This is a genomic window from Corynebacterium senegalense (assembly GCF_900411315.1).
In the GTDB taxonomy this organism is placed as follows: Bacteria; Actinomycetota; Actinomycetes; order Mycobacteriales; family Mycobacteriaceae; genus Corynebacterium; species Corynebacterium senegalense.
Genome location: NZ_LS990887.1, coordinates 1,259,230 through 1,277,298, shown reverse-complemented (window position 1 = coordinate 1,277,298; position 18,069 = coordinate 1,259,230). Strand labels below are relative to the sequence as shown.

17 protein-coding genes, 2 tRNA genes and 1 other RNA gene are annotated in these 18,069 nt (G+C 69.9%); 13 read left to right on the top strand and 7 right to left on the bottom strand.

Features of this window, described 5'->3' with window-relative positions:
• Positions 1–38 precede the first annotated feature (38 nt).
• The gene (locus tag DYZ02_RS06280) at positions 39–1,073 is read right to left on the bottom strand and encodes a prephenate dehydrogenase (protein WP_115685479.1); all 1,035 of its coding nucleotides are present in this window, start codon (positions 1,071–1,073) and stop codon (positions 39–41) included.
• A gap of 39 nt (positions 1,074–1,112) precedes the next feature.
• On the opposite strand from DYZ02_RS06280, the gene DYZ02_RS06275 reads away from it, so the two are divergent.
• The 6 genes from DYZ02_RS06275 to tgt all read left to right on the top strand — a co-directional run bounded on the left by DYZ02_RS06275 (position 1,113) and on the right by tgt (position 6,286).
• Complete coding sequence (locus tag DYZ02_RS06275; RefSeq protein WP_115685478.1) at positions 1,113–1,595, top strand: tRNA adenosine deaminase-associated protein; 483 nt, start codon at positions 1,113–1,115, stop codon at positions 1,593–1,595.
• Positions 1,596–1,638: 43 nt separating this feature from the next.
• A complete protein-coding gene (locus DYZ02_RS06270) occupies positions 1,639–2,067 on the top strand; it encodes a nucleoside deaminase (RefSeq protein ID WP_115685477.1) in 429 nt (142 codons plus the stop codon).
• An 84-nt stretch (positions 2,068–2,151) separates the two neighbouring features.
• A complete protein-coding gene (locus tag DYZ02_RS06265) occupies positions 2,152–2,361 on the top strand; it encodes a CsbD family protein (RefSeq protein ID WP_115685476.1) in 210 nt (69 codons plus the stop codon).
• Positions 2,362–2,400: 39 nt separating this feature from the next.
• Positions 2,401–2,488: transfer RNA gene (locus DYZ02_RS06260), tRNA-Ser, on the top strand.
• Between the two features lie 122 nt (positions 2,489–2,610).
• On the top strand, positions 2,611–5,034 hold the full coding sequence (locus tag DYZ02_RS06255) for an MMPL family transporter (RefSeq protein ID WP_115685475.1): 2,424 nt from the start codon (positions 2,611–2,613) through the stop codon (positions 5,032–5,034).
• 1 nt (position 5,035) lies between these two features.
• Positions 5,036–6,286: a tRNA guanosine(34) transglycosylase Tgt gene (gene tgt, locus DYZ02_RS06250; RefSeq protein ID WP_115685474.1), complete on the top strand. Its 1,251-nt coding sequence runs from the start codon at positions 5,036–5,038 to the stop codon at positions 6,284–6,286.
• Here the strand turns inward: tgt and DYZ02_RS06245 are convergent.
• Positions 6,271–6,927, bottom strand: a complete 657-nt coding sequence (locus DYZ02_RS06245) for a queuosine precursor transporter (protein WP_115685473.1) — start codon at positions 6,925–6,927, stop codon at positions 6,271–6,273. The two genes, tgt and DYZ02_RS06245, sit on opposite strands and share 16 nt — an antisense overlap.
• A gap of 18 nt (positions 6,928–6,945) precedes the next feature.
• Here DYZ02_RS06245 and gluQRS point away from each other — a divergent pair, with 18 nt between their 5' ends.
• The gene (gluQRS, locus tag DYZ02_RS06240; protein ID WP_115685472.1) at positions 6,946–7,836 is read left to right on the top strand and encodes a tRNA glutamyl-Q(34) synthetase GluQRS; all 891 of its coding nucleotides are present in this window, start codon (positions 6,946–6,948) and stop codon (positions 7,834–7,836) included.
• Between the two features lie 471 nt (positions 7,837–8,307).
• On the opposite strand, the gene DYZ02_RS06235 is transcribed toward gluQRS, so the two are convergent.
• Positions 8,308–8,396 (bottom strand) — tRNA-Ser (locus DYZ02_RS06235).
• Positions 8,397–8,521: 125 nt separating this feature from the next.
• On the opposite strand from DYZ02_RS06235, the gene ffs reads away from it, so the two are divergent.
• The 6 genes from ffs to recR all read left to right on the top strand — a co-directional run bounded on the left by ffs (position 8,522) and on the right by recR (position 14,235).
• Positions 8,522–8,620: signal recognition particle sRNA small type (gene ffs / locus DYZ02_RS06230), an RNA gene on the top strand.
• Positions 8,621–8,921: 301 nt separating this feature from the next.
• Positions 8,922–10,193, top strand: a complete 1,272-nt coding sequence (locus tag DYZ02_RS06225; RefSeq protein WP_115685471.1) for an aspartate aminotransferase type Ic — start codon at positions 8,922–8,924, stop codon at positions 10,191–10,193.
• Positions 10,194–10,742 (top strand): hypothetical protein, encoded by a 549-nt coding sequence (locus tag DYZ02_RS06220; RefSeq protein ID WP_115685470.1) that lies wholly within the window; start codon positions 10,194–10,196, stop codon positions 10,740–10,742. It abuts the gene before it with no gap.
• A gap of 30 nt (positions 10,743–10,772) precedes the next feature.
• Positions 10,773–13,106, top strand: coding sequence for a DNA polymerase III subunit gamma and tau (locus DYZ02_RS06215; RefSeq protein ID WP_115685469.1), 2,334 nt, complete (start codon positions 10,773–10,775; stop codon positions 13,104–13,106).
• Between the two features lie 68 nt (positions 13,107–13,174).
• Positions 13,175–13,537, top strand: a complete 363-nt coding sequence (locus DYZ02_RS06210) for a YbaB/EbfC family nucleoid-associated protein (RefSeq protein ID WP_115685468.1) — start codon at positions 13,175–13,177, stop codon at positions 13,535–13,537.
• A gap of 71 nt (positions 13,538–13,608) precedes the next feature.
• On the top strand, positions 13,609–14,235 hold the full coding sequence (gene recR, locus DYZ02_RS06205; RefSeq protein WP_115685467.1) for a recombination mediator RecR: 627 nt from the start codon (positions 13,609–13,611) through the stop codon (positions 14,233–14,235).
• 25 nt (positions 14,236–14,260) lie between these two features.
• On the opposite strand, the gene DYZ02_RS06200 is transcribed toward recR, so the two are convergent.
• Genes DYZ02_RS06200 through DYZ02_RS06185 form a run of 4 tightly spaced genes read right to left on the bottom strand, consistent with a single transcriptional unit; the run spans position 14,261 to position 17,895 of the window.
• Entirely contained in the window at positions 14,261–14,986 is a 726-nt protein-coding gene (locus DYZ02_RS06200; RefSeq protein WP_115685466.1) for a type 1 glutamine amidotransferase, read from the bottom strand.
• Entirely contained in the window at positions 14,979–16,256 is a 1,278-nt protein-coding gene (locus DYZ02_RS06195; RefSeq protein ID WP_115685465.1) for a Mur ligase family protein, read from the bottom strand. Before DYZ02_RS06195 ends, DYZ02_RS06200 begins: the two co-directional genes overlap by 8 nt.
• A 33-nt stretch (positions 16,257–16,289) precedes the next feature.
• Complete coding sequence (locus DYZ02_RS06190) at positions 16,290–17,300, bottom strand: DNA polymerase III subunit epsilon (RefSeq protein ID WP_115685464.1); 1,011 nt, start codon at positions 17,298–17,300, stop codon at positions 16,290–16,292.
• 46 nt (positions 17,301–17,346) lie between these two features.
• Positions 17,347–17,895: a hypothetical protein gene (locus DYZ02_RS06185; protein WP_115685463.1), complete on the bottom strand. Its 549-nt coding sequence runs from the start codon at positions 17,893–17,895 to the stop codon at positions 17,347–17,349.
• Between the last annotated feature and the right edge of the window lie 174 nt (positions 17,896–18,069).

Here is an 18,069-nt window from a genome sequence, read left to right as displayed (position 1 = left end):
AAAACTGAGGCGCCCGACGGGGCGTCGCGAAGCGGGGCCTAGAACACCTCGACGCGTCCGCCGAGTGACTCGATCTGCCTCAGGTGCCCCACCCAGCCGGGCGCCCCGGGGTGGACGCGCATGACGGGGCGCGACGAGATCCGCACCGGCGAGACCGACTCGCGGCGCGCCCCGGAGCGGGCGTTGATGCGCACGTAGGCGCGGTTGCCGTACTCGGCCAGGTCCTTCATCGAGGGCTTCTCGCCGGCCAGCCCGTCCCGGACCTGCTGGAGCAGGGCGATGAACTCGTCGAGAGTGGGGACGAGGGCCGCGGCGTTGGTCTCCACCATGTTGCGCACGAGAACGGGGTCCGTCCCGGCGACGCGTGTGGCCCCCCTGAACGATCCCGCGGCGAGGGACTGGGCGAGGGTGCCGCCCTTGTCACCGACGATGGACAGCGCCTCCGCGAGCACGTGGGGCAGGTGGGAGACGCGGGCGACGGCCTCGTCGTGGCGGGAGACCGAGACGGGCACGGCCTCGGCGCCGGTCAGCGCGGCGAGCTTGCACACCTGGGTGAACAGGTCCGCCCATTCCTGGGGCACCCGCTTTCCCTCCTCGTCGAGCTCCACCGCCCAGTCGTAGGTCACGGCCCACGCCGCGCGGTGGAACAGGCCCTCCTGGGCGGCGTTCCACCCGGAGTTCTCGGTGCCCGACATCGGGTGCCCGCCCACGTACTGTCCCTGCAGCCCGCGCTCGATAATGAGGTCGTAAACGGGCTGCTTCACGCTCACGACGTCAGTGATCCCGCACCCCGGGGCGTGCTCGACGACGGCGTCGAGGATCTGCGCGACCGCGTGCATCGGCGTGGCGATCACGATGAGCGCGTCGTCCTCCGCGGCGCGCGCGAGGGTCTCGGCGAGATCGTGGGAGACTGCGTAGCCGTCGCGCTGCGCCTGCCGCGCGCCGGAGCGCGAGAGCGTGTGCCCGAACACCTCCGCGCCTGCCGTTGCGGCGTCGCGCATGATGGACCCGCCGATGAGCCCGAGGCCGACAATGCAGAGGGGGCGAAGCGGTTGCGGGTACTGATCAGTCACGGTGACAAGTCTTACACAACCCCGCTATCCTCACTAGGCATGAGCCAGGATTACGAGGATGGTTTCGCCGTCACCGTCGCCGCGCGCGATGGCGCGTGGGTCGTGCGCGAATTCGAGGACGACTTCACCTCCCTCGACACCTCGGTGGCGGCGGTGCGCGCGCTGCGCAGCGAGGGCGCGGCCTTCGCGCTCCTCAACGTGGAGGAGGACTACTTCGTGATCGTGCGCCCGGGCCCCTCGCGCACCCGCCTCCTCATCTCGGACGCGACGATGGCGGTGGACGACGACTTCGCCGCCGAGATCCTCGACGAGGCGGGGGCGGAGATCCCCGACATCGCCCCGGAGTCGCTCGATGACATCGACGGCTGGGCCGAGGGCGATTTCGCGATCCTCGAGGACCTCGGCCTGTCCGAACAGGTCCTCAGCATCATCGTGGACAGCGACGAGGAGCCGGGGGAGGCCATCGAGCGCATCGCCGACGAGCTCGGCTTCTCCGGCGAACTTGCCGACTGCCTGGACTAGACGCGTGCGCCCCAGCCAGCCGGAACGCCGCGCGCGCGAGCGCATGGAGCGGGCCCTCGAGGTTGCGCGGAGCACACCGCCTGGCGACGTCCCCGTCGGCGCGGTGGTCTTCGACGCGCGCGGCCGTGAGGTGGGGCGCGGGGTGAACCGTCGTGAAGCGAGCTGCGATCCCACCGCCCACGCCGAGGTGGTGGCGATCCGCGAGGCCGCGCGCACGCTGGGCACCTGGCGCCTCGACGGCTGCGAGCTGGTGGTCACCCTCGAGCCGTGCACCATGTGCGCCGGGGCGATCCTCGGAGCGCGGGTGCGAAGCCTGGTCTTCGGTGCGTGGGAGCCGAAGACGGGGGCAGTGGGCTCGCTTTTCGACGCCCTCCGCGACCCGCACCACCTCCACACCGTCGAGGTCCGCGGCGGCGTCCTCGAGGCCGAAAACGCGCGGCTGCTCAGCGAGTTCTTCGCCGACCTGCGGTGAAACGCAATGAAATCGTTACTCGGTGCCGGAAAAGAGTGTCTATGGTTGAGACTGTTAGCACGAAATCGAACAAAGGAGAACATCATGGCACTTGAAGGATTTGGCGACCAGCTGAAGGGCAAGGCCAAGGAGGCCGCCGGCAACATTTCCGACGACAAGGGCCTCGAAAACGAGGGCAAGGCCGATCAGCTGAGCGGCGATGTCAAGGAGAAGGCCGCGGACGCCCGCGACGCCGTTAAGGACAAGGCGAACGAGGTTGCGGGCAAGATCCAGGACCGCCGCGAGGAGAACTAAATTTGGTTTCGCGGACGCGTTGCCGTTAATCTGATTGACGGTAGCGTGTCCGAGCGGCCGAAGGTACTCGCCTCGAAAGCGAGTGTGGGTAAAACCACCGCGGGTTCAAATCCCGCCGCTACCGCCAGCTAAGACGAAAACCCCTGACCTGCAGGTCAGGGGTTTTGTCGTATGCGACCTATAAGATGGTGCGAAACGCGGGGCCGACCCGCGCACCGCCCCACAATCGACGACTGATATCGGAACCTCATGGCGAAATTCCTTTTCCGGCTGGGACGCTGGTCGTACCTGCACAAGTGGCGCGTCATCGTCGCCTGGCTCCTGCTGCTCGCTGCGGCGGCGGCCGGGGCGGCGACGCTGTCCAAGCCCTTCACCTCGGAGTTCGCGATCTCCGGCACGCCGTCCATCGACGCGCTGAGCACGCTGGAGGACAACTTCCCCGGGGCGGGCGACATCGCAACGGCGCCCACGGTGAACCTGGTCTTCGCCGCCCCGGAAGGAGAGACGCTGGATCAGCCGGACAACATGCGGGCCATGGACGAGACGGTAGGCTACGTCCGCGAGCACCTCGGCGACATCGAGAACACCGAGCGCTTCGGCAACCCCGTCGTGGTCAACGAGGAGCTCGGCCGCACCATCGTCGAGCAGATGACCCAGATGGGCATGCCCGAGGAGTCGGCCCGCGCCGACGCCTACAACGTGCGCACGCTTTCCGACGACAAGCGGATCGGCTACACCTCCTTCGACTTCGGCGCGGAATCCTCCATGACCGTCACCGAGGAGGAGCGCGAGGTGGTGAACCAGGCGATGGAGATCGGCCGGGCCGCCGGGCTGCAGGTCGAGGCGGGCGGCGCGGGCTTCGGCGAGCCCATCGAGATCAAGACGGGAAGCGAGCTCGTCGGCCTCGGCGTCGCCTTCCTCGTCCTGCTGGTCACCTTCGGCTCCCTGATCGCTGCGTCGATGCCGGTGATCACGGCGGTGATCGGCGTGGGCATCGGGGCGCTGCTCATCCTCATGACCACCCACTGGGTGGAGCTCAACGACGTCACCCCGGTCCTGGCCGTGATGATCGGCCTGGCTGTGGGCATCGATTACGCCCTGTTCATCCTGTCGCGCTACCGCCAGGAGCGCGCCACCCTCGACGGGCCCGAGGCCGCGGGCCTCGCCACGGGCACGGCCGGGTCGTCGGTGGTCTTCGCCGGCACCACGGTCTTCACCGCCCTGGTGGCCCTGTCGCTCGCCCGCATCGAGTTCCTCACCTGGATGGGCCTGGCCGCAGCGGTCACGGTGCTCATCGCCGTGCTTATCGCGCTGACCCTCATCCCCGCCCTGCTCGGGGCGTGGGGCGAGCGCTCCTTCGGGGTCCGCATCCCCGGGGTGGCCGGGCACGCCGGGCCGGGGTCGAGGCCGGCGAAGGACCTCGCCCGCCGCTCGATGGGGCGCAGCTGGGTCCGCTTCGTGCGCCGCTTCCCCGCGCTCGTGATGGCTGTCGTGATCCTCGGACTCGGGGCTCTGGCCCTGCCGGTGCTGGACCTGGAGATGGCCCTTCCCTCGGACACCACCTCGGACAAGGACACCACGCAGCGCAAGTCCGCCGACCTCCTCGCCGAGGGCTTCGGCCCGGGCGTCAACGGCCAGTTCATGGTCGTCGTGGACGCCCACGGGGTGAACCCCGACGCAGAGATCCTGCAGCCGTACATGTCCGCCATCCCCGACGAGGCCGGGGGAGAGGCGACGAAGGCCGCGCTGGCGTCGTTCCTCTACACGGTCAACGAGGCCGGCAGCGTCAACGGCATCCGCCACGCGCAGCTCATCAACGTCAACGAGGACCTCACGGCCGCCCAGGTGGTGGCCACCCCGGTGACAGGCCCGGAGGAGGGCTACACCCTCGACGTCGCCCACGGCCTGCGCGACACGGCGGCCCAGGTGGAGGACGCCACAGGGGTCCAGATCGGCCTCACCGGGCTCACGGCAGTGCAGATGGACATCACCGAGGAGCTCGCCGGGGCGATGCCGCTCTACCTCGCCATCGTGGTGGGGCTGGCCATCGTTCTGCTCGTCGTCGTGTTCCGCTCGATCATGGTCCCGCTCGTCGCCGGCCTCGGGTTCCTGCTCTCGGTCGGGGCGGCCTTCGGCGTCACCGTCGCCGTGTTCCAGATGGGCGTGACCGGGCTGGTCAACACCCCGGGCCCGATCCTGTCCTTCATGCCGATCTTCCTCATCGGCGTCACGTTCGGCCTGGCCATGGACTACCAGGTCTTCCTGGTCACCCGCATCCGCGAGCGCTACCTAGAGGCGCGCAGCGCCGGGGCGCCGGACGCCGAAAACGCCGCCGTCGAAACGGCCACCGTGGAGGGCTTCGCCCAGGGCGCGCGCGTGGTCACGGCCGCGGCGATCATCATGATCGCGGTGTTCGTCGCCTTCATCGACCAGCCCCTGCCCTTCATCAAGATCTTCGGCTTCGCCCTCGGCGCCGCAGTGCTTTTCGACGCCTTCTTCGTGCGCATGGCACTCGTTCCCGCAACGATGTTCATCCTGGGCCGCGCCACCTGGTGGATGCCCCGCTGGCTGGACCGCATCCTGCCCGACCTGGACGTGGAGGGAACCGGGCTGGAAAAGGAATTTGAGGGGCGCCGAGGTGGCGTCGCCAAGCGCGAAAGCGTGGAGGTTTAAGGTGAGCGAGGATCTGTCTTACGAGGTCACGACCACGCTGTACGACGCGCCGGGCAAGCACGGCCGCACGGGGGTGATCCACACCCCGCACGGCGACATCGCCACCCCGGCGTTCATCCCGGTGGCGACGAAGGCGACGGTGAAGACGCTCACGCCTGAACAGGTCCGCTCCACGGGAGCGCAAGCGATCCTCTCCAACGCCTACCACCTCTACCTGCAGCCCGGGCCCGACATCGTGGACGAAGCCGGGGGAGTGGCTGCCTTTGAGAACTGGCGCGGGCCCACCTACACCGACTCCGGCGGCTTCCAGGTGATGAGCCTCGGCGTGGGCTTTAAGAAGGTTCTGGCCATGGACACGGCCGGGCTTAGCGAGAGCGACATCCGGGCGGCGAACAAGGACCGCATGGCGCGCGTCGACGACGACGGGGTGGACTTCAAGAGCGTCATCGACGGCTCACAGCACCGCTTCACCCCCGAGGTGTCGATGCAGATCCAGCACCAGCTCGGCGCCGACATCATGTTCGCCTTCGACGAGCTGACCACGCTCGTGGACACCCGCGCCTACCAGGAGCATTCCGTGGAGCGCACCCGCCGCTGGGCGCAGCGCTGCCTCGACGAGCACGACCGGCTCACCCGGGAGAGGGCGGACAAGCCGAAGCAGTCGCTGTGGGGCGTGGTGCAGGGCGCCCAGTACGAGGACCTGCGCCGACACGCCACCCGCGGGCTGCTCGACCTCGACGCCCGGGCGCGCGCCGAGGGCCGGCGCGGGTTCGGCGGCTTCGGCATCGGCGGCGCGCTGGAGAAGGAGAACCTGGGCACGATCGTCGGCTGGGTCACCGACGAGCTGCCCGCCGACAAGCCCCGCCACCTGCTGGGCATCTCCGAACCCGACGACATCTTCACCGCCGTCGAGGCTGGCGCCGACACCTTCGACTGCGTCGCCCCGACCAGGCTGGGCCGCCGCGGCGGGGTCTACACCCTCGGCGGGAGGATGAACCTCACCGCGGCCCGCTTCCGCCGCGACTTCTCCGGCGTGGACGAGGAGTTCGGCGGCTACGTCTCGGAGAACTACTCGCGCGCCTACATCCACCACCTGCTCAAGGCCAAGGAGTACCTGGCCGGGACGCTGTGCACGCTGCACAACCTGGAGTTCATGGTGCGGCTGGTGGACAACATCCGCGCCGCGATCGATGAGGGGCGCTACGAGGAGTTCCGCCGGGAGTTCCTGGGGCGGTACTACGGGGCGTCGTAAAGCGGCTCGTTCTCGGTGCGGCGGACCCAGGCCACCGCCGCGTAGGTCAGCGGCATGACGATGACCTCCATGAGCGTCTTCCACAGGAAACCGACCACCACGTAATTGATGAACTGGCCCGGCGTCTCGATGCCGATGACGCCGGCGGCGATCGCGCAGAACAGCAGGGTGTCGGCGAACTCCCCGACGATGGTGGAGCCGATCAGCCGCGCCCACAGGTTGGCGGCCCCGAGCCGGTCCTTCATTTTCTGCAGCACCCACGCGTTGAGGAGCTGGCCCACCACGTATCCGGCCAGCGAGGCGACGACGATGCGCGGCAGCAGGCCGAGGACCGCCGCGAAGGTGTCCTGGGCGTCGTAGAAGCTCGCCGACGGCAGTGCAATCGCGATGTAGAAGGACGCGATGCCCAGCAGCGCGATGCCGAAGCCGGTGAACACGGCGCGCCGGGCGGCGCGGAAACCGTAGACCTCGGCGATGACGTCGCCGATGACGTAGGACAGCGGGAAGAGGAAGAATGCGCCGTCGGTGATGAGCGGGCCGATCTCCACGCCCTTCTGGGCGGTGATGTTGGAGATGAGGAACACCGAGCAGAACACGGCGACGAGGACCGGGTACGGGGAGCGGGTGGAAGTGTGTGTCACGTCCAATATCCTATGGCTATGGCAGCTGGCAGATACGCACCCTCGCCAAGTGGCGACCTCCACTTCGGTAACCTGCGCACCGCGGTGCTGGCCTGGTTGTTCGCCCGCCAGTCGGGCCGCAAGTTTTACCTGCGCGTCGAGGACATCGATTCCGAGCGTTCCTCCGCGGAGTCGGCCGAGCGCCAGATCGCGGACCTGGAGGCGCTGGGGCTGGATTTCGACCCGCCGATCGTCCACCAGTCTGCCCGGGGTGCGGTGTACGAGTCCGCGCTGTCGCGGTTGCCGGCCTACGAGTGCTACTGCACCCGCCGCGACATCCGCGAGGCCGCCGGCGCGCCCCACGTTATGCCCGGCATGTACCCCGGCACCTGCCGCGACCTCACCGAGGAGCAGAGAGCTTCACGACGCCACGCGCTCGCCGCCGAGGGCCGCATGCCCGCCCTGCGCCTGCGCGCTTCCGCAGCCGAATGGACCGTGCGCGACTTCTACCGCGGCGAGTACACCGGACCCGTCGACGACGTTGTCCTGCGCCGGGGCGGCAACCTCAACCAGGCCCAGGCCGGCGACTGGGCGTACAACCTCGCGGTGGTCGTCGACGACGGCGAATTCCTCGTTGACCAGGTCGTGCGGGGCGACGACCTGGTCGACTCCGCCCCCGCGCAGGCCTACCTCGCGCACCTGCTCGGCTACGCAGAGCCGGAGTACGTGCACGTGCCGCTGGTTGTGAACGAATCCGGCAAGCGCCTGGCCAAGCGCGACGGGGCCGTCACCCTCCGCGAGATGGGTCTCGACGCCGCGTGGGAGGAGCTGGTCAGGTCGGTGGGATGCCTCGGGGTTCGCTCGGCGGAAGAGCTGGTGGAGGTGTTCGATCCTTTGCGGCTGCAGCGGGAGCCGTGGGTGTGGGGGTAGGTAGGTTTCACGTGGAACGGGGGCAGCGTGGCAAGGTGGAAGAGCTTCCGCTTTCCACGAAGTGGGGCGGGCGTGGTCCTCGGTCTCCAATCAGCCACGCGACGGGCTTGCGGGTGCGCTCGTGAATTCCGGTTTCACGATTAAATATGGAGAGTTTCCAAATTAAATCGCTAGATTGCGAATGTTGGTACCTATTTAGGGGATTCGATTGCGCGGCTGGCGGCATGAGCTCCGCAGAACATCGATACCGGCACGGACTACAACCGAGAGGGAAATGCGCGAAATGGACCCCTCCGACGGCCAGGTGCGTTACGCTCTGGCCCCGCTGCTGGAAAAGGGGATTGTCGGGATGGACGGCGGGCGGGGCAAGTCCACCACGTACTTCCTGCGCTGAAGGGGAGCGGAAAAAACAAGACCGGCGCCTCGTGTGTTCGAGGCGCCGGTCTCGGCCTCAGCCGCGGCTGAGGACAATGGCGGAGGATGTGGGATTTGAACCCACGAGGGTATTGCTACCCGCACGCGTTCCAGGCGTGTGACATAGGCCGCTAGTCGAATCCTCCATAAGAAACGCTGTTGGCGTCGGGGGATTACTCTACTGTACGCGCCGTGCAGTTACAAAATCGCCGATGGGGGCGTGGGTGGGCGTGCTTTTTGTGCCCGCCTACGCCTTCGGGTTAGAGTGTGGGGCAGGATCCCACGCGGTGCTTATCTTGTGAACTCCCCCAGGGCGGGAACGCAGCAAGGGTCAGCGAGCTCTGGCAGGTGCGTGGGGTCCCCTTATTTTTGCCTGGGCCTCGGGGGTTGGCCGGTGGGCAGTGACAGATTTCGCCCCGCCCTATTTCCCGCCTGGGGAAAGTGACACATTTCGGCCGTCGGGCCCCACATTTGTCACTGTACCCGCGAAGCGCAGGCCGACCCTCCCGCGTGGCACATTCCCCACCCGGCAGGAAGATGCGCTGACCCTCGGCACACCGACTCCACCACCGCACGTGTCGGGCACCCCGGGTACCATAGTTGGGACAGATTTTGTGGTCTTTCATCTCACAATTCACCCTCACCATCCCACCTACGGAAGTGATGCACTGATGTCCTTGCTTGAACTCGCGCCGAACGAGCTGGAGCAGCTCGCCGCCGACGTCCGCGCGCGCTACGACGCGCTGAAGGCCAAGAACCTCAACCTCGACCTGACCCGCGGCAAGCCCTCCAGCGAGCAGCTCGACTTCAGCAACGACCTGCTCGAGCTGCCGGGCAAAGACGCGTACAAGGACAAGACGGGCGCGGACGTGCGCAACTACGGCAACCTGCAGGGCATCGCGGACATCCGCGAGCTGTGGGCGAAGGTCCTGGGCGTGGATGCTGCGAACGTCATCGCGGGGGACGCGTCCTCGCTGAACATCATGTTCGACCTCATCTCCTGGTCGTTCATCTTCGGCAACAACGATTCGGAGCGGCCGTGGCGCGAGGAGGACGTCGTTAAGTGGATCTGCCCCGTGCCGGGGTACGACCGCCACTTCGGCATCACCGAGAAGTTCGGCTTCGAGATGGTCTCCGTGCCGATGTTGGAGAACGGTCCGGACATCGACGCAATTGAGAAGCTGGCGCAGGACCCGCAGGTCAAGGGCATGTGGGCGGTGCCGATCTTCGGCAACCCCACCGGCATCAACTACTCCCGCGAGGTCACCGAGCGCCTCGCCGCGATGGACACCGCCGCGCCCGACTTCCGCATCGTGTGGGACAACGCCTACGCCGTGCACTCGCTGACCGACGAATTCCCCGACAACCCCGACGTCATCGCGCTGTCCGCGGAGAAGGGCCACCCGAACCGCTTCTGGTACATGAGCTCCACCTCCAAGATCACCCACGCGGGCTCGGGCGTGTCCTTCTTCGCCTCCTCGAAGGAGAACCTGGACTGGTACGCCTCCGTCGCGGGCATCCGCGGCATCGGGCCGAACAAGGTCAACCAGCTCGCGCACGCGAAGTACTTCCACGACGCCGAGGGCGTGCGCGCGGTCATGCGCAAGCATGCGGGCTCGCTCGCCCCGAAGTTCCGCTCCGTCATCGAGATCCTGCAGAACCGGCTCGGCGAGTACAACGTGGCCAGCTGGACCGAGCCCGAGGGCGGCTACTTCATCTCCCTCGACGTCATCGACGGCACCGCGACGCGCGTGTGGGAGCTGGCGAAGGAGGCGGGCATCACCCTGACCAAGGCGGGCGCCGCCTTCCCGCACGGCCACGATCCGCGCGACCGCCACATCCGGCTCGCGCCCTCGCTGCCCCCGCTCGACGAGGTCACCGAGGCGATGGATGGCGTCGCCACGTGTGTGCTGCTCGCGGCCGTCGAGAAGCTCGGCGCCTAAGTGACGGGTGACGAAGCCGCCGCGTGGCTCGCGTCGCTGTTCGCCGGCCTGAGCCTATCGCTTCACGACGGCATCCCCACCGCCTCGGCCACCCACGACGGCCGCCCGGTGGCGGTGACGGTCGGGTTCAGCTCCGTCGACTCGGGCCTGGTCATGGACGCCGACCCGGCGACGGCCGTGCGCTGCGAGATCGTCTGCTCCGCCGACCAGCCCGCCCCGGTGCTGGAAGCCGCTGTGGTCGCCGCGGCGCGCGAGCTGGAGATGCTGGGCGTCCCCGCACAGCCCGGCGTCGCCCTCGAGGGGCTGTTCGACCGCGTCGAGACGGCGCAGGTCAAGAGCGTGCGCCACGGCTACCTGCGCGAGCCGCAGCTGTTTGAGCGCGGCACGCCGACCTACTCCGAGCCGGGCCAGCTGACGCTGCTGCTGGAGCTGGTGGCCCTGACCGACGAGGAGTTCCAGATCGCCGCCGAGCAGGGCCCCTACGTCCTCGAGCGGAGGCTGCGGCGCCGCGGGGTGCGGCTGGGGGACTGGCACCGCAGCCGGGATTAGGTGTCCGGGTGATGGGCTAAGCTGGTCGCCGTGGCTTTGTACCGGAAGTATCGCCCCGCGACCTTCGGCGACGTGATCGGCCAAGAGCAGGTCACGCGCCCTTTATCCGCCGCCCTGGACAACGGGCGGATCAACCACGCCTACCTGTTCTCGGGCCCCCGCGGCTGCGGTAAGACTTCCTCGGCGCGCATCCTGGCGCGCTCCCTGAACTGCGTCCACGGCCCGACCTCCACGCCGTGCGGGAAGTGCGCGTCGTGCGTCTCCCTGGCCCCGGGCGGGGCCGGCAACCTGGACGTGATGGAGCTGGACGCGGCCTCGAACGGAAGCGTCGACGACATGCGCGAGCTGCGCGAGCGCGCCCTGTTCGCCCCGGCGGAGTTCCGCTACCGCGTGTTCATCATCGACGAGGCCCACATGATCTCCAAGGTGGGCAACAACGCCCTGCTCAAGATCGTGGAGGAGCCGCCGGAGCACCTCATCTTCATCTTCGCCACCACGGAGCCGGAGAAGATGCTGGGCACGATCCGCTCGCGCACCCACAACTACCCGTTCCGCCTGCTCACGCCGCAGGCCATGCACGGGTTGTTGACCAAGGTGGTGGCGGAGGAGGGCGCGCACGTCGAGGAGAGCGTCTACCCGTTGGTCATCCGGGCTGGCGGCGGTTCGCCGCGCGACACCCTCTCGATCCTCGACCAGCTGCTCTCCGGGGCCGGCCCCGAGGGGCTGACCTACGAGGCCGCCCTGCCGCTTCTCGGGGTCACGGACCTCACGCTTGTCGACGCCATCGTTGACGCCCTCGCGACCCGCGACGCATCCCTGATGTTCCGCACCGTCGACGAGATCATCGAGGCCGGCCACGAGCCGCGCAAGTTCGCTCTCGACCTGCTCGACCGGCTGCGCGACCTGATGATGATCCGCACGGTCCCCGACGCCATCTCCCAGGGCCTGGTCAACGCCCCGGCCGAGCGCGCCGACATCCTGCGCGCGCAGGCCGAGCGCTTCAGCGGCCACGAGCTGGCTGAGCTCGCCTCCGAGGTCAACGACCGCACCTCCGCGCTGCGCGGTGCCACCAGCCCCCGCCTGCTGCTCGAGATCATGATGGCGCACCTGATCACCGCCCCCGAAGTCTCCGCCGAGGTGCCCGGCCCGCAGCGGCGGACAGCGGAGCCGCAGCTCGCGCCGGACGCCCCGGCCCCCGTCACGCAGGGCCGCACCGGTGCCGCGGCGGCGGCAGCCGCGGCCGCGGCGGCGGCCGAGCGCCCCGTGCACAGCTCGTCGACGCCCGCGCCGCGCCGGGCCCCGCAGCCCGAGCGCGCGCAGGAGCCCCAGCAGGCACAGCAACCGCAGCACCCGAAGCAGCCGGCCGAGCCCGCGCAGCAGGCCCCCGAGGCACGCCACAACGAAGCCCCCGAGAACACCACGCCCGCCGCTCAGGCCGACTGGGTGCGCCGCGCGGAGGCCAGCGAACCGGATACCCGCCCCGAGCAGACCCGCCAGCAGGCCGCCGAGCAGCGCGAGGAAAAGAACGCCGAGCAGGGCGACGTCTACGAACCGACCCGCCAGCCCCCGGAGCAATCCCAGGCGGAGCACCAGGAGCAGCAGGCGGGCCAGGCTGGCCAGGCCGGCGGCGCGGACCTCTTCGACACCGTCCGCCGCCAGTGGACCTCCCTGCGCCAGTCCGTGGGCGCGCGAAACCAGACGGCCGAGATCATGCTCACGGAGGCCAAGCCCCTCGGCTTCGACGGCGACACCCTCGTCGTCGGGCACAACACCGGGGCCCTGGCGCAGCGCATCAACGCCACCGACCACAACCGCGACATCGCCGCCGTGTTCTCCGAGCACCTGGGCACCCAGGTCAAGGTGCGCTGCGTCGTGGGCACCGACGCCGCTAAGGCCGGGGTGGGCGCGAGCGCCGCGCCGCGGCCGGTGTGGAACCCCAACGCTGGCGCCGCGGAGGCCCCGGGCCCCGAGCCAGAGGATCCTGCCCCGGCGGCCGAGACCGGCCAGGCCGGCCAAGCCGACCCAGGCAGCCAGGGCGGCCACGGCAGTAGGCCCGCGAACGACTGGCGCGCCGCGGCCGCCGCCGCGAGCCAGCGCGCGGCGAAGCGGGCGCGTCGGGAAGCGGAGGAGATCCCCCTTCCCCCCGAGCCCGCCGACGAGGACTACCCCGACGAAGAACCCGGGTACGGCGCGCCGCCCCCGCGCGAGGAGCCGCCGCAGCAGGAGCCGGCGACCTACTCCCGCGAGGACGAGGAACGCGACATGGCAGACCAGGCCCAGGAGGAGGGAGAGCGCGACCGGCGCGACGCGACGACGGTGGCCATGGATCTCCTCGCGGCGGAGCTGGGCGCCAAGCCGGTGTAGTGGCCGGTACAATGGCGTGCGAACTGTGTCGGTGACGATTGTTGAAAAATGAAGGAAGGGCTCACCCCATGACCAACCCCAACATGCCCCAGGACATGCAGGAACTGATGCGCCAGGCCGCCGAGGTGCAGGCCGCGCTGCAGAAGGCGCAGCAGGAGCTCCTCGCCGCCACCGTCACCGGCACCGCCGGCGGCGAGCTGGTCACCATCACCATGACCGGCGGCGCCGAGATCAAGGACATCACCATCAAGCCCGAGGCCGTCGACCCGGAGGACGTCGAGACGCTGCAGGACCTCATCCTCGCCGCCTACCGCGACGCCCACAACAAGGCCGGCCAGCTCGCCCAGGACAAGATCGGCCCGTTGACCAACCCCGGTGGCGCGGCCCCCCAGGGTGGCGCCGGTGAGATCCCCTTCGGCGGTATCGTCTAGCCCACTCGCACCCCGCCCGGCCTGCGCTGGCCGGGCGTTTTCCATTCCCCACCCCAAGGAGACACCCAGGCATGTTCGAAGGCCCGCTGCAAGACCTCATCGACGAGTTTTCGCGCCTGCCCGGCGTCGGCCCGAAAAGCGCGCAGCGGATCGCCTTCCACCTGCTCAAGACGGACCCCGAGGACGTCGACAGGCTCGCTGCGGCCCTCGTCGCCGTGCGCGACGGCGTGACATTCTGCCGAATCTGCAACAACGTCTCGCGGGAGGAGATCTGCCGCATCTGCGCCGACTCCGGGCGCGACCGCTCGCTCGTGTGTGTCGTCGAGGACGCCAAGGACATCCAGGTCATCGAGCGCACGGGGGAGTACCGGGGCCGCTACCACGTCCTCGGTGGGGCGCTCGACCCGCTGGCCAACGTCGGCCCCCGCGACCTCGCCATCGCGCCGCTGCTGCAGCGCATTGGCGGTGTGCTCGAGGACGTGCCCGGGCAGGAGCCCCTGAGCGTGCAGGAGGTCATCCTCGCCACCGACCCCGACACCGAGGGGGAGGCGACGGCCTCCTACCTGGCCCGCCTGCTCAAGGACTTCCCCGACCTGACCGTCTCCCGGCTCGCCTCCGGCATGCCGCTCGGCGGGGACCTCGAATTCGTCGACGAGCTCACCCTCTCCCGGGCACTGACGGGCAGGCTGAAGCTCTAGGAGCCCCCCGGGAGGCTCGACCGAGCTAGCGCAGGCGCTCCATGCGCAGCCGGTCGATGACCGAGATCTCCAGCGGCTCCAGCTCGTCCAGCCGCACGCCGAGCGCCCGCGCGAGCAGCAGGTCCGCCAGCTGGGGGTTGCGGGCCAGCGCGGGGCCGTGCATGTAGGTAGCCACCACGCTGCCCTGCACCACGCCCTCGCCGGAGGACCCGTCGGTGCTGGTGTTGCCCACCCCGCGCGTTACCCGGCCCAGCGGCTGCGCGTCCGGGCCGAGGACGGTGCCGCCCATGTGGTTCTCAAATCCCGACAGCGGCTCGGTGAGCTCGGCGGTGACGCCGGCGCGCGAGGGCGCCGAGGCGACCTCGCCGATGGCGCGGGTCTCCATGGCGGAGGTGGTGGCGTCGATAAGCCCGATGCCCTCGACCGTCTCCCCGTGGGCGGTGAAGGTGCGGCCGAGGACCTGCATGCCGGCGCACACGGCGAAGATGGGCGTGCCCTCGGCCGCTGCGGCCTGCAGCCCCGGCGAAGCCGCCAGGCGGGCGGCGGCGATGACCTGCGCGGAGTCCTCGCCGCCGCCGAGGGTGTAGACGTCGCAGTCGGCAGGGATCTCTTCACCCAGCAGGATGTGCTCGACCTCGGCGGGGATGCCGCGCATGCGGGCGCGCTGCCGCAGCACGAGCGCGTTTCCGTCGTCACCGTAGGTGCCCAGCACGTCGGGCAGGACAAGGCCGATTCGCAGCGTCTTAGGCACGGTAATCCTCCTGCTTGGTCAGGGCCTTCTTCAGGTCGCGGAAGGCGGTGTAGTTGGCCAGCACCTCGACGCGCCCCGGCGGGCAGGCCCGGATCGCGGCGACGGGGTCGTGGACGAGCTCGTGGTCGATCCCCGCGTAGAGGAGGCGCACCGCGAGGTCGGTGCCCCGCTCGCCGGCGGCCTTGACGGAGACACCCGAGAAGTCCTCGAATTTCACGTCCCACAGCCACGACAGGTCCTCGCCGTCCGCGACCTGGCCGTTCACCGCGATGGCCAGGCCGTCCGCGGAGCGGTCGACCATGGACAGGGCCTCCTGCCACCCCGCGGGGTTTTTGGCCAGCAGCAGGTGGATCTCGCGCTCGCCGAGGTGGACCGTAGAGTAGCGTCCCGCGACGTCGGCGACGGACTCGGCGGCGGCGACGGCCTTGTCCAGCGGCACCCCGAAGGCCTCCACGGCGGCGGCGACGGCCTGCGCCGCGTTGCCCCGGTTCGCCCGGCCCGGCAGGGCGAGGTTGAGCTCCACCTCGCCCTGCGGGGTGACCAGGTGGGTGTCGGTCAGCGAGTAGGAGGGCGTCGGGCGGCGGAACTCGCGGCCGTCGGCGAGCTTCTCGACGCCATACCAGTCGCCCCCCGGCTCACGCACGATGTGCCCGCCCGAGCGCGGGTTGGTCACCGAGTCGCCCATCCACCCTGCGCCGGCGGCGACCCACACGACGTTCGGGTGGTCGTAGGCGACGGAGGAGATGAGAACGTCGTCGCAGTTGGCCACGACCGTCATCTCCGGGTTCGCCTCCACGGCGGCGCGCAGGGTGCGCTCGATCTTGTTGATCTCTCCGACGCGGTCGAGCTGGTCGCGCGAGAGGTTGAGCAGGACGAGGGCCTGCGGGTGGAGGCGCTGCGCGACGTGCGGCACGTGCAGCTCGTCCACCTCGAGCGCGACGTGGGAGGCGCCTCTGCCGGCCATGAGCGCGGAGATGATGCCAGCGTCCATGTTGTCGCCGCCCTCGTTGGTGGCCACGCTGTATGTGCTGCGCAGTGCGCTGGCCAGCATGCGCGTGGTGGTGGACTTGCCGTTGGTGCCGGTGACCAGGGCGGTCGGGCGCCCGCCGCCCAGGGAGTCCATGATGTTCGGGTCGATCGCGCCGGCGACCAGCCCGCCGATCATGCCGCCGGCGCCCCGCCCGGTGGCCCGGGAGGCCGAGGTGGCCAGGCGAGCGGCGGACAGCGCCGCGCGGGTGCGCAGGCGGGAGAGGGGTCCTTTCGGATTCATGGCGTCTACGTTAGCCGACGCCCCCGGCTCAACCTACCGGCCGGGCGCCTTCGACACGGCGGTGAAAAACTCCTCGGCGGAGAGCACCGGAATGCCCTTGCGGTGGCCGTGCATGGCCTTACCGTGCAGCTGTGCGCCGACGGCCGGGGCGTCCGACACCACCAGCGAGGTCTGCCGGGTCAGCTTCTCGGAGTAGGTCAGGCCCGCCCCGAGGGCGGCGGCGATGACCTCGTCGGGGTCCGCGCTGATGTCGTCGGCCACGACGATCTCCATCCCCTTGGCCAGGCCCGCGGCGGGGGAGTACACGCCGGGGTTGCCCGCCGCCGGCTCGGCGCGCTCGGCCTCGACGCGCGCTGTGCTGCGCTGCAGCCCGAACCTGTCCGCCGAGAGCTCGTCCGGGGCGACCGAGACGGCGGCGTCCTTCGCGCGCAGCTCGAGGAACATCCTGACCAGCGTCATCGTCTCCTCGCGCGAGGTCTCCTCCTCGCTGCGCCGCGCCCGTTCCACCGAGGCCACCGGCGAGGCGGCCTCGACGCCGAGGAGCTGCGCCACCGCGCCGATGCGGATGTCGGTGGGGATGAGGCCGCTGCGCCGCGCGCTGTCGAGCGTGTCCACAATCTCCGTGGGGCGGGGGATGTGCCCGACCCGCTGGCGCCGCCGCCCGTTGCGGCGGTTGCGCGAACGGTTCGCCCGCGCCGCCGCGTTCATCGCGCGCCGCGCCTCGGAGACGATGAGCCCCCAGGTCAGGGGGGAGTTGTGGACGACGAGGGTGCGGGCGTCGAGAAGCTTGTCCAGTGCCTTGAGGTGGCGGCTGAACCGCGGGGCTTGCGCGAAGTCGCTCGGCGAGAGCCCGTGGGTGTGGCGCGGGCCGGGATCCCCGCCCGGGTTGAATACGAGGTGGAGGTCCTCGCCGACGGTTCCCTCCTCGTCGAAGGCGACGGCGTCCAGCGTGAGCAGGCGCGAGGTCGTGGGGTGGATCCCGGTGGCCTGCACGAATACCGCCACGTAGGGGTAGCTACCGGGGTCGGTGTTCGTATCGCTCATTGCTCCGAGTCTAGTCCACCACCGCTTTACGACGCCCCACCAGCGCCTACCGCGGCACGGCGGAGGCCGGGGCGGAGCACGCGCCGTCGAACTCCGCGCTGTTGCGCACGACCTCGCTGACGTTGCAGGCGTCGGCGTCGGAGGCGCGCGTGTGCCCCACGAGGGTGGCGATCCCGACCGCGGAGAGGATGAGGGAGCCGGCGATCGCCACGATCCCGGCGACCCTCTTCCCGCGGGGCGCGGCCGGGGGAACGTCGTCGTGCTCGGCCTGGAGGGCGGCGGCGCGCGCGTCCTGCTCGGCGAGGAACGCCGCGCGCGGCGCCGGCGCCGGGACCTCGCCGTTGTCGGGCACGGCCGAGACGGCGGGCTGCGGCGCGGGATCCGTGCATTCCCCCGGCGGGTCGGCGAAGATCGTGAGGGTTTCCTCGGCGGGGTCGAGGTAGCCTCTGGCGACGGCGAGGGTGTGGCAGTTCTCCACCTTCCGCAGGGCGGGCGCGAGCTGGGCTGCGTCGCGGGACTCCAGGGCACCGACGGGGGAGCCGTCGATGCTGGCCACGATCTCGCCGGCGGTGTCGAAGGAGAGGCTCGCCAGCACGTGGGCCGCGCTACTCACAGGGCGGCTCGCCGGGCTCAGCAGCGGGGGGAACGCGGTGGGGTCGTAGGAGATGAGGCGCAGCTCTCCGTCTGTCTCTTATACACCCTGTCTCTTCTGTCTCTCTCTGTCTCTCGTGACTTCTGCGGTCTCCCGGGCCGTCACAAAAAAACACGA

Excerpts from the sequence above, each read along its gene's own strand:
- DYZ02_RS06275 (WP_115685478.1), top strand. The coding sequence starts at position 1,113 with ATGAGCCAGGATTACGAGGATGGTTTCGCCGTCACCGTCGCCGCGCGC.
- gluQRS (WP_115685472.1), top strand. The coding sequence starts at position 6,946 with ATGGCAGCTGGCAGATACGCACCCTCGCCAAGTGGCGACCTCCACTTC.
- DYZ02_RS06255 (WP_115685475.1), top strand. The coding sequence starts at position 2,611 with ATGGCGAAATTCCTTTTCCGGCTGGGACGCTGGTCGTACCTGCACAAG.
- DYZ02_RS06210 (WP_115685468.1), top strand. The coding sequence starts at position 13,175 with ATGACCAACCCCAACATGCCCCAGGACATGCAGGAACTGATGCGCCAG.
- DYZ02_RS06190 (WP_115685464.1), bottom strand. The coding sequence starts at position 17,300 with ATGAGCGATACGAACACCGACCCCGGTAGCTACCCCTACGTGGCGGTA.
- recR (WP_115685467.1), top strand. The coding sequence starts at position 13,609 with ATGTTCGAAGGCCCGCTGCAAGACCTCATCGACGAGTTTTCGCGCCTG.
- DYZ02_RS06225 (WP_115685471.1), top strand. The coding sequence starts at position 8,922 with ATGTCCTTGCTTGAACTCGCGCCGAACGAGCTGGAGCAGCTCGCCGCC.
- DYZ02_RS06195 (WP_115685465.1), bottom strand. The coding sequence starts at position 16,256 with ATGAATCCGAAAGGACCCCTCTCCCGCCTGCGCACCCGCGCGGCGCTG.
- DYZ02_RS06270 (WP_115685477.1), top strand. The coding sequence starts at position 1,639 with ATGGAGCGGGCCCTCGAGGTTGCGCGGAGCACACCGCCTGGCGACGTC.
- DYZ02_RS06265 (WP_115685476.1), top strand. The coding sequence starts at position 2,152 with ATGGCACTTGAAGGATTTGGCGACCAGCTGAAGGGCAAGGCCAAGGAG.